This is a genomic window from Microbacterium halophytorum, from assembly GCF_002970975.1.
Lineage (GTDB): Bacteria > Actinomycetota > Actinomycetes > Actinomycetales > Microbacteriaceae > Microbacterium > Microbacterium halophytorum.
On sequence record NZ_PNFA01000009.1, the window covers coordinates 84,692 to 97,599 of the forward strand.

Consider the following 12,908-nt stretch of genomic DNA (forward strand, 5'->3'; position numbering starts at 1 on the left):
CGCAGACATTCCCCCTCGCCCCCGGCGCTCCGTGACAGACTGCAGATGTGACCGAGTTCGACTTCTCCAGCGCCTACCGGCACGGGTTCGCGCGGGTCGCCGCGTGCACCGTGCCCGTCGCGATCGCCGACCCTGCGGCCAACGCCGCGGCGATCCTCGAGACCGCCCGCGAGCTCGACGACCGCGCGGTCGCCGTCGCCGTGTTCCCCGAGCTGGCCCTGTCGGGCTACGCCATCGACGACCTCGTGATGCAGGACGCCCTGCTCGACGCCGTCGAGGCCGCGCTCGAGGAGCTCCGCAACGCGTCGGAGTGGATCATGCCGCTGCTGCTCGTCGGCGCCCCGCTGCGCCGCGACGGCCGCATCTACAACTGCGCCGTCGCGATCCACCGCGGCGAGATCCTCGGCGTCGTGCCGAAGTCGTACCTGCCGACCTACCGCGAGTTCTACGAACGCCGCTGGTACGCCGACGGCGCCGGCGAGACCGGCACGATCCGGCTGAAGCGCGGCGAGGTGCCGTTCGGCCCCGACCTGCTCTTCGCGGCCTCCGACTTCCCCGGCCTCGTCGTGCACGCCGAGGTCTGCGAAGACCTCTGGGTGCCCGTTCCCCCTTCGTCGTTCGCCGCGCTCGCGGGGGCGACGGTGCAGGCGAACCTCTCCGGCAGCCCCATCACGATCGCCCGCGCCGACGAACGCCACGCGCTCGTCGGCGCATCGTCGGCGCGCAACCTCTCCGCGTACGTGTATGCCGCGGCGGGCATGGGCGAGTCGACGAACGACGTCTCGTGGGACGGCCAGACCATGATCTTCGAGTCGGGCGAGCTGCTCACCGAGACGGAGCGCTTCCCCGACGGCCCCCGGCAGGCCGTCGCCGACGTCGACCTCGACCGCCTGCGCCAGAGCCGCGTGCGGCAAGGCACGTTCGGCGACAACGCCCGCGCCGTCGGGGCGTCCGGGCCCGACTTCCGCACCGTCCCGTTCGAGCTGCGCCCGCCGAAGGGCGACGTCGGTTTCGAGCGCACGGTCGACCGGTTCCCGTTCGTCCCGGATGACCCCGAGCGCCTCGCGCAGGACTGCTACGAGGCCTTCAACATCCAGGTCGCCGGCCTCATGCAGCGCATGCGCCAGATCGGAGACCCGCGCCCCGTCATCGGCGTCTCCGGTGGGCTCGACTCGACGCACGCGCTGCTCGTGATCGCGCGGGCGATGGACCGGATGGGCCGCGATCGCAAGGAGATCCTGGCATACACGATGCCCGGCTTCGCGACGAGCGAGCACACGAAGGCGAACGCGCTCGCGCTCGCGGAGGCCATCGGCGCGACGACGGAGACGATCGACATCCGCCCCGCCGCGCGCGAGATGCTCTCGCAGATGGACCACCCCTTCGCCCGCGGCGAGGAGGTCTACGACGTCACCTTCGAGAACGTGCAGGCGGGCCTGCGCACCGACTACCTGTTCCGCCTTGCGAACCACCACGGCGGCATCGTCGTCGGCACGGGCGACCTCTCCGAGATCGCGCTCGGCTGGTCGACCTATGGCGTCGGCGACCAGATGAGCCACTACGGCGTGAACTCAGGCGTGCCGAAGACGCTGATCCAGCACCTCATCCGCTGGGTGATCGCCGACGGCACCGGCGTCTCGTCGATCGAGGCGCGCATCCTGCGCTCGGTGCTCGACACCGAGATCTCGCCCGAGCTCGTGCCCGTCGGGCAGGACGGCAGGGCGCAGTCGACCGAGGACACGATCGGGCCGTACGCCCTGCACGACTTCGCGCTCGCGCACGTGCTGCGGTACGGCACCCGGCCCTCGAAGATCGCGTTCCTCGCGGAGCACGCCTGGGGCGATCCGGATGCCGGCGCCTGGCCGCCCGGGTTCCCTGCCGACGAGCGCTTCGGGTACGACCGCGAGACGATCGTGGCGTGGCTTCGGGTGTTCATCCGGCGCTTCTTCGGCTTCGCGCAGTTCAAGCGCAGCGCGATCCCGAACGGCCCGAAGGTGTCGCCGATCGGCTCTCTGTCTCCCCGCGGCGACTGGCGCGCACCGAGCGACGGCAACGCGAACGCCTGGCTCGCCGAGCTCGACCGCGCGTTCGGCGAGCCGGAGCGGCGCTGAGCCGGTCCCCCGCACGCGGCGGCGCCCCGGATCGTGGGGTGATGATCCGGGGCGCCTGCCTCGCGAAGCTCGGCGTCAGTCCGAGCCCGCCGACGCGACCGAGCTCGCGCTGGCCTGGGTCGCGGGCGTCGCCGGGCTCACCGGCGAAGCGGGTGACTGCGCGCTCGGAGCGGTGGTCGGCGACGCCGGGGTGTGGGCGCTCGGCGGCGTGACCGCCGACTGCGGGGTCGGGGCGGTCGGGGCGGTCTGAGCGGACGGCGCGGTCTGCGCTGACGGGGCCGTCTGGGCGGACGGGGCCGTCTGGGCGCTCGGCGCCGTGGGCCCGGTCGCGCCCGTCGCCGCCGTCGCGACTGACGCCGACGTGCCGTTCTCCGAGACGTTCATCGTCACGCCGCCCGTGCGGTCGAGCACGGCCTTGCCCGTGATCTGGTTCCCGGCGGGCACGGCGCGCGAGCTCGTGCCCTCGTTCAGGTCGAGGCTCGCCGCCGCGGCCGTCGCACCGCCGGCGATGACGCCGACGCCCAGCAGGCCCGTGACGCCGTATGCGATCCACTTCGTCTTCATGATTGCCCTCCATGGCTTCGGCCCGTGTGCTGTGGGGCCAGGTCGTCGAGCGCCGGTGCTCCGGCGATGACTCAAGCCTGACGGGCGACTCTAAAGCGCTCAGGAGGCGCGGATGAGGCGGCTCTTAACGACGGCGCAGAACTCTTCGGTTCAGAGGCACGCGCGCGGAATCACGCGCCGGCCCCCGGCGCACGCCTCACGGAGACGGCGCCGCCGGAGCCGAGATCCGCGGAGCGCCGCAGCGCCGCGCGGTCGGCGAGCTCGGGGAACGACTGCAGCACCATGTCGACGAGGCGGCCGAGGGGGCGCGTGAGCGGGTCGGTCGCGGGAACGCCGTTCGCGAGCTCGATGTCGTCGATCGCGTCGTCGATCTCGACGTCGGTCATGCCCTCGTGGTTCACGGTCACCCCGATGACCTCGGTCGCGGCGAACGCCTCGATGAGGGCGATCTCGCTCTCCAGGGTCGGCATCGGAACCATCGGGAAGTCGCCCAGCACGCGGCGCCGGGGCGCGTGCTGCACGATGACGCCCTGCGGCCTGCTGCCGCGCAGGATGTGCGCCGAGGTCAGGTAGGCGGGGTGGCTGAGCGCGCCCTGCCCCTCCACGATGATGACGTCCGGGTCCTCACCCTCGAAGGCCGCGACGACCTGGTTCTCCACCTCCCCCGAGCAGAACTGCGGCACGAGCGCGTCGAGCGCGACGCCGTAGCGGCCGCCCTGGATGATCGTCGTCTGCCCCGTGCCGACCATGACCGCCCGGATGCCGCGGGAGACGAGCGCCTGCACGACGAGCGTCGCGGTCGTGCGCTTGCCGATCGCTCCGTCGGTGCCCAGCACGGCGATGCGCGGGCACGTCACCTCGGCGATGCGCCCCGAGAAGAGGTGCAGGTCCTTCTTCTCGCGCGGGCGCCGGATGTCGGTGATCGTGACGCCCGCGAGGATGCTGGCGGCGGCGAACTCGACGTCGTCGGCGAGGAACTCGTGCAGCCCGTTGATGATGTGCATGCCGCGGGCGATCCCGTCGAGCAGCACGACGCGCTGCTGCGTCGACAGCAGGCCGTCGGCGGGCGCGACGCCGCAGATCAGGTAATCGGGCGCGCTCCCGGCGTGCGCGACCGCGCTGGCCAGGTCGGCGTGCACGGGGATCCCGTTCGGCACGCCGTCGAGGACGTCGCCGGCGTCGGCGCCGGCACGGGTGCTGTCGATGACCGAGAGGATCTCGTACTTCTCGGAATGTCGGACGAGGCCGTTGGCCGTCTTGCCGTCCTGAGCGCCGAACTGGCCCTCGCAGTAGACGATCGCGGTGGACGGGGTGGGTAGGGCGGTGCGCATCGAACTCCTCGCGGTCACACAGAGGAGGCGACGGATCACGGAGAGCCCTGAGGCGGATCGGCAGACGAGAAGTCTTCTCTGATCGTCGGCGAGATGCCGACGCCCTCAACGTAGCAGTGCGAGCTATGCGCGAGCGGTGCGAACCCCGCGCCGACGGTCAGTCGGAGCCCGCGCTGGCCGCCGAGCCCCCGACCGAGGCGGCCGAGACGGGCGACGCCGCCGGAGGGGCCGCCGGCTCGGGCGCCGATTGCGTGTTCTGGGCGGGCTGTGCCTTCTGCGCGGGCTGCGGCGCGCCGCCCGTTCCACCTTCCGGAGCGTCGGGCGCGGAGGCCGCCGAGAGCTCGCCCGGTGTATCCGCCGAGTGCGGGCTCGGCCCGTTCGTCGAGTTCGGGGTGGCCGCCGAGGCGGCCTCCCCCGGCGTCGGCGCCGAGAGCTGCAGCACTCCGGAGTCGATCCCCGCGGCGGTCCGCTCCTCGCTGCCGCTCGTGATCGCGCCGGCGGCGATCGCCTGCCCGGATGTCGTGCGCAGGTCCATCGCGCCCGCGGCGGCGACCGCGCCGCCGGCGAGCGCGGCGACGCCGAGCGCGCCCGTGGCCCCGTATGCGATCCATCTCCTGCTCATACCGACCAGTCTGCGAGCGCCGGCTAAAGCCCCGACCAGCCGCGGATGAGAGCGTTCTTAGATCGGCATCCGGATCATCGTCCCGGCCCCGGCGGGCGGCGGCACGGGTCAGGACGACGCCCCGGCGCTCCCGACCGGCTCGGCCGCCCCTCGCAGCGGCGCGCCGACGGCCGCTGCCTCAGCGAGCGCGAGCAGCGTGCGGGTGCGATCGTCGTCGCCCGACATCCCCGCGGCGAGCGCGTGCCCCAGCAGGTGGATGCCCGTCAGAGCCCGCATGCGCTGCCCGTCCCACCGCCGCTGCGCGCCCTCCGCGAGCCGCCACACGCGCCCGCGCGGCTCGGCGTCCGCCGTGATCAGCGCGCTGGCCGCGGCATGCGAGCAGAACGCCGCCGCATCCTCCGCCGGGTCGCCGAGCCCCGCGGTGTCGACGTCGATGAGCCCCGTGATCGCGACATCCGGCCCGGTGCCGCCGAGGAAGAGCTGCCCGATGTGCAGGTCGCCGTGAATAGTGCGCCGCTCGGCCGGCTCCGTCGCCAGCCCCAGCGCACACGCGGCCCTGACCCGGGAGACCTCCGCCTGGTGCTGCGGGATCGCCTCGTGCGCGCGCTCGGCGTACCAGGGCAGCCGCTCCGGGACACCGGTCCTGGCCGTCCACTCGGTCGTGGTCCGCTCGATGCGTCGGCGCAGCTCGTCGACGCGGTCGAGCAGCGCATCCGGCTCCCACGCGACGTCGGGCGCCGCCGTGCCCGCCGCGGCGTCGATCACGAGCACGCCGTCGGGCGACCAGCCCCGCACGCGCGGCGTCGGCAGCCCTCCCGCCTCGAGCGCGCGGTGCGCGTCGACGATGCGCGAGATGCGTCGGGGCCGCACGACCTTCACCCATGCCGTCCCCTCGGCCGTCCGCACCCGCAGCACGGCACGGCGGCCCGGCCGGTACGCGACGAACTCCGGCGCGCCGACCGCCTCGATCCCGAGCCGCTCCAGCAGAACGACGACGGCCCCGCCGAACGCCGTCGGCACGAGCGCAGGCAGGTGCGGGTCGGCGGGGTGCGTCCACACGCGGGCGACGCCCTCGAGCACGAGGCCCGTCTCGCGCGCGACCGGGATGCCCGAGGTATCGACGTACTCGATCGTCGTCCGCGGGGCGCCCGGCGCGCCATCCGGGAGCCCGCTCTCGGCGCCGTGCGCCACCTCGAAGCCCGTCACCGCTCCCGCTCCGAGCGGTTCGCGGCTGATCATCCGGAGCCCGCTCGCGGGCACGCCGATCGCCGACGAGAGCAGCTCCTCGTCGCTCGGCCTGTCGGGTGCCGCGGCACCGGCTGCGTCCATGCCGAAATTCCACCACGCGCCGGCGCCCCCGCGCCACGAGGCGGCAGTGAGACGTTTCTTATTTTCCGCCCGCGGGCCGTTCCGCGCGCACCGGTTCGCGATACTAGCCTGGTGGGACGGACGAGGACGAAGCGCTGGCGGCTGCCGGTCGTCTCGGTGCGCACGCGCCTGCTCGCCGTCATCGCCGCCGCCGTGACCGTCGGCCTCGTCGGCGTGGGCGCCGCCGTCTACCTCTCCGAGCGCGCGCGCATCATCGCCACGACCGACGACCTCCTCATGAACAACCTGGAAGCGGCCCAGGTGCTCGTGCAGACGTACGTCGACGAGGAGCCGACGGCGACAGCCGAGGACGCCCTGCGCGTCATCGTTCAGCGCGTCAGCCCCGACGACAACATGGGCGTTCTCGGCATCGTCGACGGCCAGGCGACCCTCGTGCCCGGCGTGCAGCTCGACCTGCAGCTCGAGTCGCAGCCCGACTTCGTCGAGCAGGTCGCCGCCGAGGCGAACGGCACCGACGCGATGCTCGGGCGCTATGCCGAGAACGGTGTCGCGTGGCAGTACCTCGCCGCGCCGATCGTGCTCACCGAGGGCCAGCAGCAGAACGTGCTGTTCGTGATGGCGTACGACCTCGAGGCCGAGCTGGCCGAGATCAACGGCTCCGGCCGCACGTACATCGTCGCGTCGGCCATCACGATCCTCCTCGTCCTGCTCGTCGGAGGCATCGCGGCGGGGCGCCTGCTGCGACCGCTGCGCCGGATGCGCGAAACGGCGGAGCGCGTCTCGGGGCAGCAGATGGACGAGCGCATCCCCGTCGAGGGGCGCGACGACGTCTCCGAGCTGGCGCGCACCATGAACGACATGCTCGACCGGCTCGACGCGTCGCTCGACGCGCAGCGGCAGCTGCTCAGCGACGTGCGGCACGAGCTGCGCACGCCCATCACGATCGTGCGCGGCCACCTCGAGCTGATGAACCCGGATGACCCGGCCGACGTCCGCGAGACCCAGGAGCTCGCGGTGGACGAGCTCGACCGGATGAACGCGCTCGTGCAGGACCTCTCCGAATCGGCCGCGGTGCACGGGCCGGCATCGCTCCAGCTGCAGGCCACCGACATGCGCGAACTCGTCGCCCTGCTCGTGCGCAAGGCAGACGCGATCGATGGCGCAACCGTCGAAGCCGGGCCCGCCGAGAACGCCGTCGTCCCCATCGACCAGGCCCGCATCACGCAGGCCGTGCTCCAGCTCGCGCAGAACGGCGTCACGCATGGCGGCGGGCGCATCGTGATCGGCTGCCGCGCGGCCGGCGACGTCGTCGAGCTCTGGGTGCGCGACTTCGGCCCCGGCGTGCCCGACGACCTGAAGGTGCGCATCTTCGAGCGCTTCGACCGGGGCGCGGGCGGCACGCGCGGCAGTGGCCTCGGGCTCAACATCGTGCACCTGATCGCGGCGGCGCACGGCGGTTCGGCACGCGTGATCGATCCGCACGACGGCCCTGGCGCGGTGTTCGTGCTCGCGCTGCCCGTCAACGGCCCGGGCTTCCCCGAGCCCGGGTCCGCCCCTGACAACACGGGCGCCCATCCGGGTGCTCCGGCCCGGCCGCCCGGCGCCTCGCCCGTTCTCGGTTCGGGCGCCGCGACGGCTCCGACGCCTCCCCTGCCTCCCGAGATCCCGCAGCGCCCGCCGCTTCCCGCGGCGCAGGCGCCGACCCCCGCAGACGAGCACGAGGAGGAACCGTGGCATCGATCCTGATCGCCGACGACGAGGCGCGCATCGCCGGCTTCATCGAGAAGGGCCTGAAGGCGGCCGGCTACGCGACCCGCACGGCGGGCGACGGCTCAGAGGCGCTCGATCTCGCACTCACGGGCGAGTTCGACATGCTCGTGCTCGATGTGAACATGCCGAAGCTGAACGGCTTCGAGGTGCTCGACCAGCTGCGCGGCTCCGGCTCGACGATGCCCGTGATCATGCTGACCGCGCGCACCGACCTGAACGACACGGTCGCGGGCCTCGAAGGCGGCGCCGACGACTACCTCGGCAAGCCGTTCCGGTTCGACGAGCTGCTGGCGCGCATCCGGCTGCGGATGCGGCAGGCGGAGCCGGAGCCGGGCGCCGTCTCGAACGAGCTGCGCCACCGCGACCTCGTGCTCGACGTGCGCGCCCGCCGCGCCACGATCGACGGCGGCGCCGCGATCGACCTGTCCTCGCGCGAGTTCGCCCTCGCCGAGGAGTTCATGCGCCACGCGGGCCAGGTGCTCAGCCGCGAGCAGCTGCTCAGCCGCGTGTGGGGCTTCGACTTCGACCCCGGCTCGAACGTCGCCGACGTGTACGTCGGCTACCTGCGGCAGAAACTCGGCGCCGAGCGCATCGAGACGGTGCGCGGCGCCGGATACCGGATGGTGTGAGTCAGCCGTTCCGGCGCTTCACGGCGCGCGAGATGAAGTAGCGCACGGCGAAGAAGATCACGAGCCCGATGATCAGGGCGCCGATCAGCTTGAACGCGAACCACATCACGGACAGCAGCGCGTTCAGCACGAACCAGCCGACGATGACGGCGACGATCGCCCCGATCACGGCCAACACAGTTCCCCAGGTGCTCATGCGTACAGCCTACGGGGCGCGGCTATGGGCCCGCTCTCATTCCTGACGGACGACGCTCCAGCCCTGCGGGGTCTGCTCGACCCGCAGCTGCGACGGGATCTGCTCCTTCATCTGCTCGACGTGGCTGATCAGGCCGATGGTGCGCCCGCCCTGCCGGAGGTCGTCGAGCGTGCGCATCGCGACCTCGAGCGTCTCGGAGTCGAGCGAGCCGAAGCCCTCGTCGATGAACAGGGTGTCGAGCCGGATGCCGCCGGAGCGGCCGGTGACGACCTCCGCGAGCCCCAGCGCGAGGGCGAGGGACGCGAGGAAGGTCTCACCGCCCGAGAGCGAGTGCGGCGGGCGGGCTCGGCCCGTGTGCGCGTCGAACACCTCGAGGCCGAGCCCCGATGCGGCGTTGCGGTACGCGCGCTGGTCGGTGTGCCGCAGCGTGTACTGGTTGTCGCTCATGGCCGCGAGCCGATGGTTCGCGGCCTGCACGATCTCCTCGAGCTCCGCCGCGAGTACGAAGGTCTCGAGGTTCATGCGGCGGTCGTTCGGAGGTCGGCCGGCGACGGTGTCGGCGAGCCGCTTGATCGCCGCGGCCTCCTCGGCGCGCTCGGCGATGGCGTCGTGCGCCTTCGTCGCCGCGTCGAGGGCCGCTCCGAGCGTCGAGGCGAGGTGCTCGGCATCGCTGCGCGCCGCGACGGCCCGGCTGTATGCCTCTCGGGCGGCGGCGAGCGCGGCCCGCGTCTCCTCCCTGTCGACCGGCTCATCGGGGAGCTCCGCCTCCGCCAGCTCGGCCAGGGCGCGCTCGGCGGCGGCGCGGGCGGTGTCGGCCTCGCCCACGCTCTTCTCGAGCGCCCGGATGGCCTCAGCCGCCCGCAGTGCGGCCCGCGCTCCGTCGCCGGTCGCGAAGCCGGCCTCCGCGAGCGCCGCTTCGAGCGCGGAGCGGGAATCGGCGGCCGCCGTCGCGGCCCGGGCGGCGTCGCGTGCCGCGGCGGCACAGGCGCGGGCGAGCGAGGCGAGGCGCTGGGCCGCGCCGATCCGCTCGGCGACCGATCCGAACGCGCCACGCGCCGCGTCGACCGCGCTCCGCGCATCGGCGAGCCGGTCTTCGGCCGCCTTGATGCTCGATTCGAGGGCGCCCTTCTCTCCCGACGCCGTGTTGGCCGCGGCCGTGATCTCGTCTCGCTCGGCCTCGAGCTCGGCGAGCCGGCGCGCGTACGCCTCGTGCTCCTTCGCGGCGGTCTGAGCCTCCGCGCGGCGCTCGCGGGCGGCGAGCAGGTCGCCGTCGATCTCGGTCTCGGTGCGCCCCTCCGACCGCTTCTGCGCGTCGGTGAGGGCGAGCTCGGCCTGCCGGCGCCTCTCGAGGGCGGCGTCGTGCGCCGTCGCCGCCTCGGCCCGCGCGGCGTCGGCCTCGTCGATCTGCTCGGGACTGACGTGGTCCTCGGCGATCTCGGCCGGTGCGGGATGCTCCGTCGCGCCGCACACGGCGCAGGGCTCCCCCGGCACCAGCCCCTGGGCGAGCTCGCTCGAGTACCCGGCGAGGCGCCGGCGGTGCAGCTCGTCGAGCGCCGCGTCGGCGCGGCCGGCGGCGGCCTTCGCCTCCCTGACGCCCGACTCGGCCGCCGCGTAGGCATCCGCCAGGTCGCGCACCTCGTGCGCCGCGGCGAACTGCGCCTCGAGCGCCCGGATGTGCTCGTCGACGGCGCCCAGCCCGTCGGCGCGCTCCTTGGCGCGGTCGCGGTGGTCGCGCGCGGTCGCGATGAGCGCCGGCAGCTCACCGGCGCGCTTGTCCCTCGCCGAGATCGCCTCGACGAGGGCGGCGAGGGCCTCGCGCTGCTCGTCGATCCGCACGGCGTCGCGGGCCAGCTCGCTCTCGCGCTCCCGCAGCGGCTCCCACCCGCCGATCTTCCGGTGCATCGCCGCATCGAAGGCGTCGAGCGCGTCGGGCGCGGCATCCGCCGCCGGGATCTCGGCGTCACCGCGCGTGCCCGCGCCGGTGTGACCGCGCGGGCGCTCCGCGTCGGCGGAATCCGGCGCTTCCCCGGCGGCAGCGACCTGCTCGGCCTCCGCCGCATCGCTCGCCTCCGCGCCGCCCCGCGCCGCGGCCCAGGCCGCGCGCGCGTCGCGTTCCGCGGCGGCCGCCGTCGTCGCCTTCTCGTCGGCCCGCACGACGGCGTCGAGCGACGCGCGCACGCCCTCCGCCCGCCGCGCCTCCGCGAGCTCGGCGCGGGCGGCTTCGGTCTCCTCGCGCGCGGCATCGAGCGCCGCGATCCGCTCGCGCGCGGCGCCCCGACTGCGCTGCTTGTCCGCGACCGCGCGCCGGAGGTCGTCGGCCGCCGCGGCCGCGTCGCTCGATGCTTCAGCCTCCGCCGCTCGCGCGGTGGCCGAGGCGCGCCGTTCACCCGCGGCCGCGCGCGCCGCCTCGAGCAGCGCGATCCGCCCCGCCCAGTCGTCCGGCGCCGGCGGCTCGGTTGAGGCCTCGTCGCCCTCGGCCTCCGTGCCCGCGGCGTCGTCCTCCTCGCCCGCCAACGCGCGCTCCACGGCGTCGCCGGCCTGGTCGAGCAGCGCCCGCAGGGCTCCCGTGCGCTCGCCGACGGCCGCCTCGGCCTCGCGGCGTCGGGCGTCGAGAGCCTCCTCGTAGTCGCCGAAGCGGTGGGTGCCGAACAGCGACCGGAGCAGGCGCCGGCGCTCGTCGTCCTTCGCGAGGAGGAACCGCGCGAAGCGGCCCTGCGCGAGCAGGATGACCTGCTGGAACTGATCGGAGCTCATCCCGACGATGTCGATGACGCGCGCGCCGACCTCGCGCTCCTTCGCCGCGACCCCGTGCCAGGCAGACCCGACGCGCTCGAACAGCTCGACGCTCGCGCGCTCGGTCGTCGTGCCCTCGCCCCGCTGCTTCGGCCGCTCGTACTCGGGCGTGCGCTCGATGCGCCAGGCGCCGTCGCCGACCTCGAACTCGAGCGCGACCCTCGTCGGCTCGCCCACGGCCGCATAGTCGCTGCGGAGCCGCTTCTCGCCGTCGCTGTACCGGGGCGTCGAGCCGTACAGGGCGAAGCAGATGGCGTCGAGGATGCTGGACTTGCCGGCGCCCGTGCGGCCCGAGATGAGGAAGATGCCGTCGCCGGCGTACCGGTCGAGGTCGACCCGCTGCACGCCGCGAAAGGGGCCGAAGCCCTCGATCTCGATCGTCCGGATCTTCATGCGCGGGCCTCCGCCCGCCGCTCGGAGACGACGTCGGCGATCAGGCGCCGCTCGTCGTCGCTCGCGCGCTCCCCGGCACGCACGTGCGCGAGGAAGTCGTCGACGACCTGCGGGTCGGGGGCGCCCCGGCCCACACGGTCGCGATAGCTGCGCGCGTCGGGCTCTGCCGGCCCCCGCTCGGGTCGGTGCTCGATCGTGGCGCAGTGCGGGAAGCGATCGCGCAGCTTCCGCATCGGCTCGACCTGGGGCAGTGGGTCGGTGAGCACGGCGCACACCCAATCGTCGCGATGCTCGCCGTGCGCGGCGTCGGCGAGCAGCTCGTCGAGCGTGCCGCGCAGCGTCACAAGCCGCCGCGGCACGGGCAGATCGACCCACTCGACGGCGGCGAGGCCCGCGGCGTCGAGGTCGACCAGCCACGCCCCGCGCGGTTTGTCGGCCTCGCCGAAGCTGTAGTGCAGCGGGGCGCCCGAGTACCGGATGCCGTCGGCCAGCGCCGCCCGCCCGTGGATGTGGCCGAGCGCCACGTAGTCGGGCCCCGCGAAGTCGGCGAGCGGCACGACGTCGAGCGAGCCCTGCGTGAGGCTCTGCCGCACCTCGCGCTCGAGCTGCGGGGTCGGCTCGACGCCCGCCGCGAAGCAGTGCGCGATCGCGACGGAGCGCCCGCCCCGCTCGGCGCGGTCGTCGTTGACGAGCCCCATGGCGTGCCGCATCACCTGCTCCTGCGTTCGCAGCGCCTCGCCCGGCCAGAGGTGCCGCACGAGCGCCGGCTCGAGGTACGGGATGCCGTAGAAGTGCACGGGCCCGTGCTCGTCGTCGAGCGTGACGGGCTCGCCGATCGCGAGCGGATCCGTCACGACGTGCACGCCGGCCGCCCCCAGGAACGGCGCCTGGAAGCCGAGCCGCGCGGCGGAGTCGTGGTTGCCGCTCGTCACGACGACGAGGGCGCCCGCGCCCCGGATGCCCTCGAGCGCATCGGTCAGCAGCCGGTAGCAGTCGGCGGCGGGCATCGCGGAATCGAACACGTCGCCCGCGACGACGACCACGTCGACGCCGAGCTCGCGCACGCGGTCGACCAGGGCGTCGAGCACCCTGCGCAGCGCGTCGAGCGTCGAGTGGCCGTGGAACGACCTCCCGATGTGCCAATCCGACGTGTGGAGAATCCGCATGCCC

General features: G+C 74.0%; 10 protein-coding genes. 3 read left to right on the forward strand and 7 right to left on the reverse strand.

What is annotated here, in order from left to right; genetic code table 11:
- Positions 1-47: 47 nt before the first annotated feature.
- A complete protein-coding gene (locus C0010_RS10585) occupies positions 48-2,111 on the forward strand; it encodes an NAD(+) synthase (RefSeq protein ID WP_105567052.1) in 2,064 nt (687 codons plus the stop codon).
- Between the two features lie 75 nt (positions 2,112-2,186).
- On the opposite strand, the gene C0010_RS14975 is transcribed toward C0010_RS10585, so the two are convergent.
- From C0010_RS14975 to C0010_RS14980, 4 genes are all read right to left on the reverse strand, one after another.
- The gene (locus C0010_RS14975) at positions 2,187-2,675 is read right to left on the reverse strand and encodes a hypothetical protein (RefSeq protein WP_158685450.1); all 489 of its coding nucleotides are present in this window, start codon (positions 2,673-2,675) and stop codon (positions 2,187-2,189) included.
- A gap of 170 nt (positions 2,676-2,845) precedes the next feature.
- Positions 2,846-4,006, reverse strand: coding sequence for a DUF1611 domain-containing protein (locus tag C0010_RS10595; protein WP_105567053.1), 1,161 nt, complete (start codon positions 4,004-4,006; stop codon positions 2,846-2,848).
- Positions 4,007-4,163: 157 nt separating this feature from the next.
- Positions 4,164-4,628: a hypothetical protein gene (locus C0010_RS10600; protein ID WP_105567054.1), complete on the reverse strand. Its 465-nt coding sequence runs from the start codon at positions 4,626-4,628 to the stop codon at positions 4,164-4,166.
- A gap of 108 nt (positions 4,629-4,736) precedes the next feature.
- Positions 4,737-5,957, reverse strand: coding sequence for a phosphotransferase (locus C0010_RS14980; RefSeq protein WP_158685452.1), 1,221 nt, complete (start codon positions 5,955-5,957; stop codon positions 4,737-4,739).
- Between the two features lie 111 nt (positions 5,958-6,068).
- Here C0010_RS14980 and C0010_RS14985 point away from each other — a divergent pair, with 111 nt between their 5' ends.
- Together C0010_RS14985 and C0010_RS10610 are read left to right on the forward strand one after the other, a co-directional pair.
- A complete protein-coding gene (locus C0010_RS14985) occupies positions 6,069-7,703 on the forward strand; it encodes a sensor histidine kinase (protein ID WP_158685454.1) in 1,635 nt (544 codons plus the stop codon).
- On the forward strand, positions 7,688-8,356 hold the full coding sequence (locus tag C0010_RS10610; RefSeq protein WP_105567056.1) for a response regulator transcription factor: 669 nt from the start codon (positions 7,688-7,690) through the stop codon (positions 8,354-8,356). Before C0010_RS14985 ends, C0010_RS10610 begins: the two co-directional genes overlap by 16 nt.
- A gap of 1 nt (position 8,357) precedes the next feature.
- Here C0010_RS10610 and C0010_RS14990 read toward each other — a convergent pair whose 3' ends face one another.
- Genes C0010_RS14990 through C0010_RS10620 form a run of 3 tightly spaced genes read right to left on the reverse strand, consistent with a single transcriptional unit; the run spans position 8,358 to position 12,904 of the window.
- Positions 8,358-8,552, reverse strand: a complete 195-nt coding sequence (locus tag C0010_RS14990) for a hypothetical protein (RefSeq protein WP_105609297.1) — start codon at positions 8,550-8,552, stop codon at positions 8,358-8,360.
- Positions 8,553-8,588: 36 nt separating this feature from the next.
- Positions 8,589-11,738, reverse strand: a complete 3,150-nt coding sequence (locus C0010_RS10615) for an AAA family ATPase (RefSeq protein ID WP_105567057.1) — start codon at positions 11,736-11,738, stop codon at positions 8,589-8,591.
- Positions 11,735-12,904, reverse strand: coding sequence for an exonuclease SbcCD subunit D (locus tag C0010_RS10620; RefSeq protein WP_105567058.1), 1,170 nt, complete (start codon positions 12,902-12,904; stop codon positions 11,735-11,737). Before C0010_RS10620 ends, C0010_RS10615 begins: the two co-directional genes overlap by 4 nt.
- Positions 12,905-12,908: the final 4 nt, after the last annotated feature.

What these genes read in the sequence shown, in the direction of transcription:
- C0010_RS14975 (WP_158685450.1), bottom strand. Translation starts at nt 2,675, where the DNA reads ATGAAGACGAAGTGGATCGCATACGGCGTCACGGGCCTGCTGGGCGTC.
- C0010_RS10600 (WP_105567054.1), bottom strand. Translation starts at nt 4,628, where the DNA reads ATGAGCAGGAGATGGATCGCATACGGGGCCACGGGCGCGCTCGGCGTC.
- C0010_RS10620 (WP_105567058.1), bottom strand. Translation starts at nt 12,904, where the DNA reads ATGCGGATTCTCCACACGTCGGATTGGCACATCGGGAGGTCGTTCCAC.
- C0010_RS14990 (WP_105609297.1), bottom strand. Translation starts at nt 8,552, where the DNA reads ATGAGCACCTGGGGAACTGTGTTGGCCGTGATCGGGGCGATCGTCGCC.
- C0010_RS10615 (WP_105567057.1), bottom strand. Translation starts at nt 11,738, where the DNA reads ATGAAGATCCGGACGATCGAGATCGAGGGCTTCGGCCCCTTTCGCGGC.
- C0010_RS14980 (WP_158685452.1), bottom strand. Translation starts at nt 5,957, where the DNA reads ATGGACGCAGCCGGTGCCGCGGCACCCGACAGGCCGAGCGACGAGGAG.
- C0010_RS10595 (WP_105567053.1), bottom strand. Translation starts at nt 4,006, where the DNA reads ATGCGCACCGCCCTACCCACCCCGTCCACCGCGATCGTCTACTGCGAG.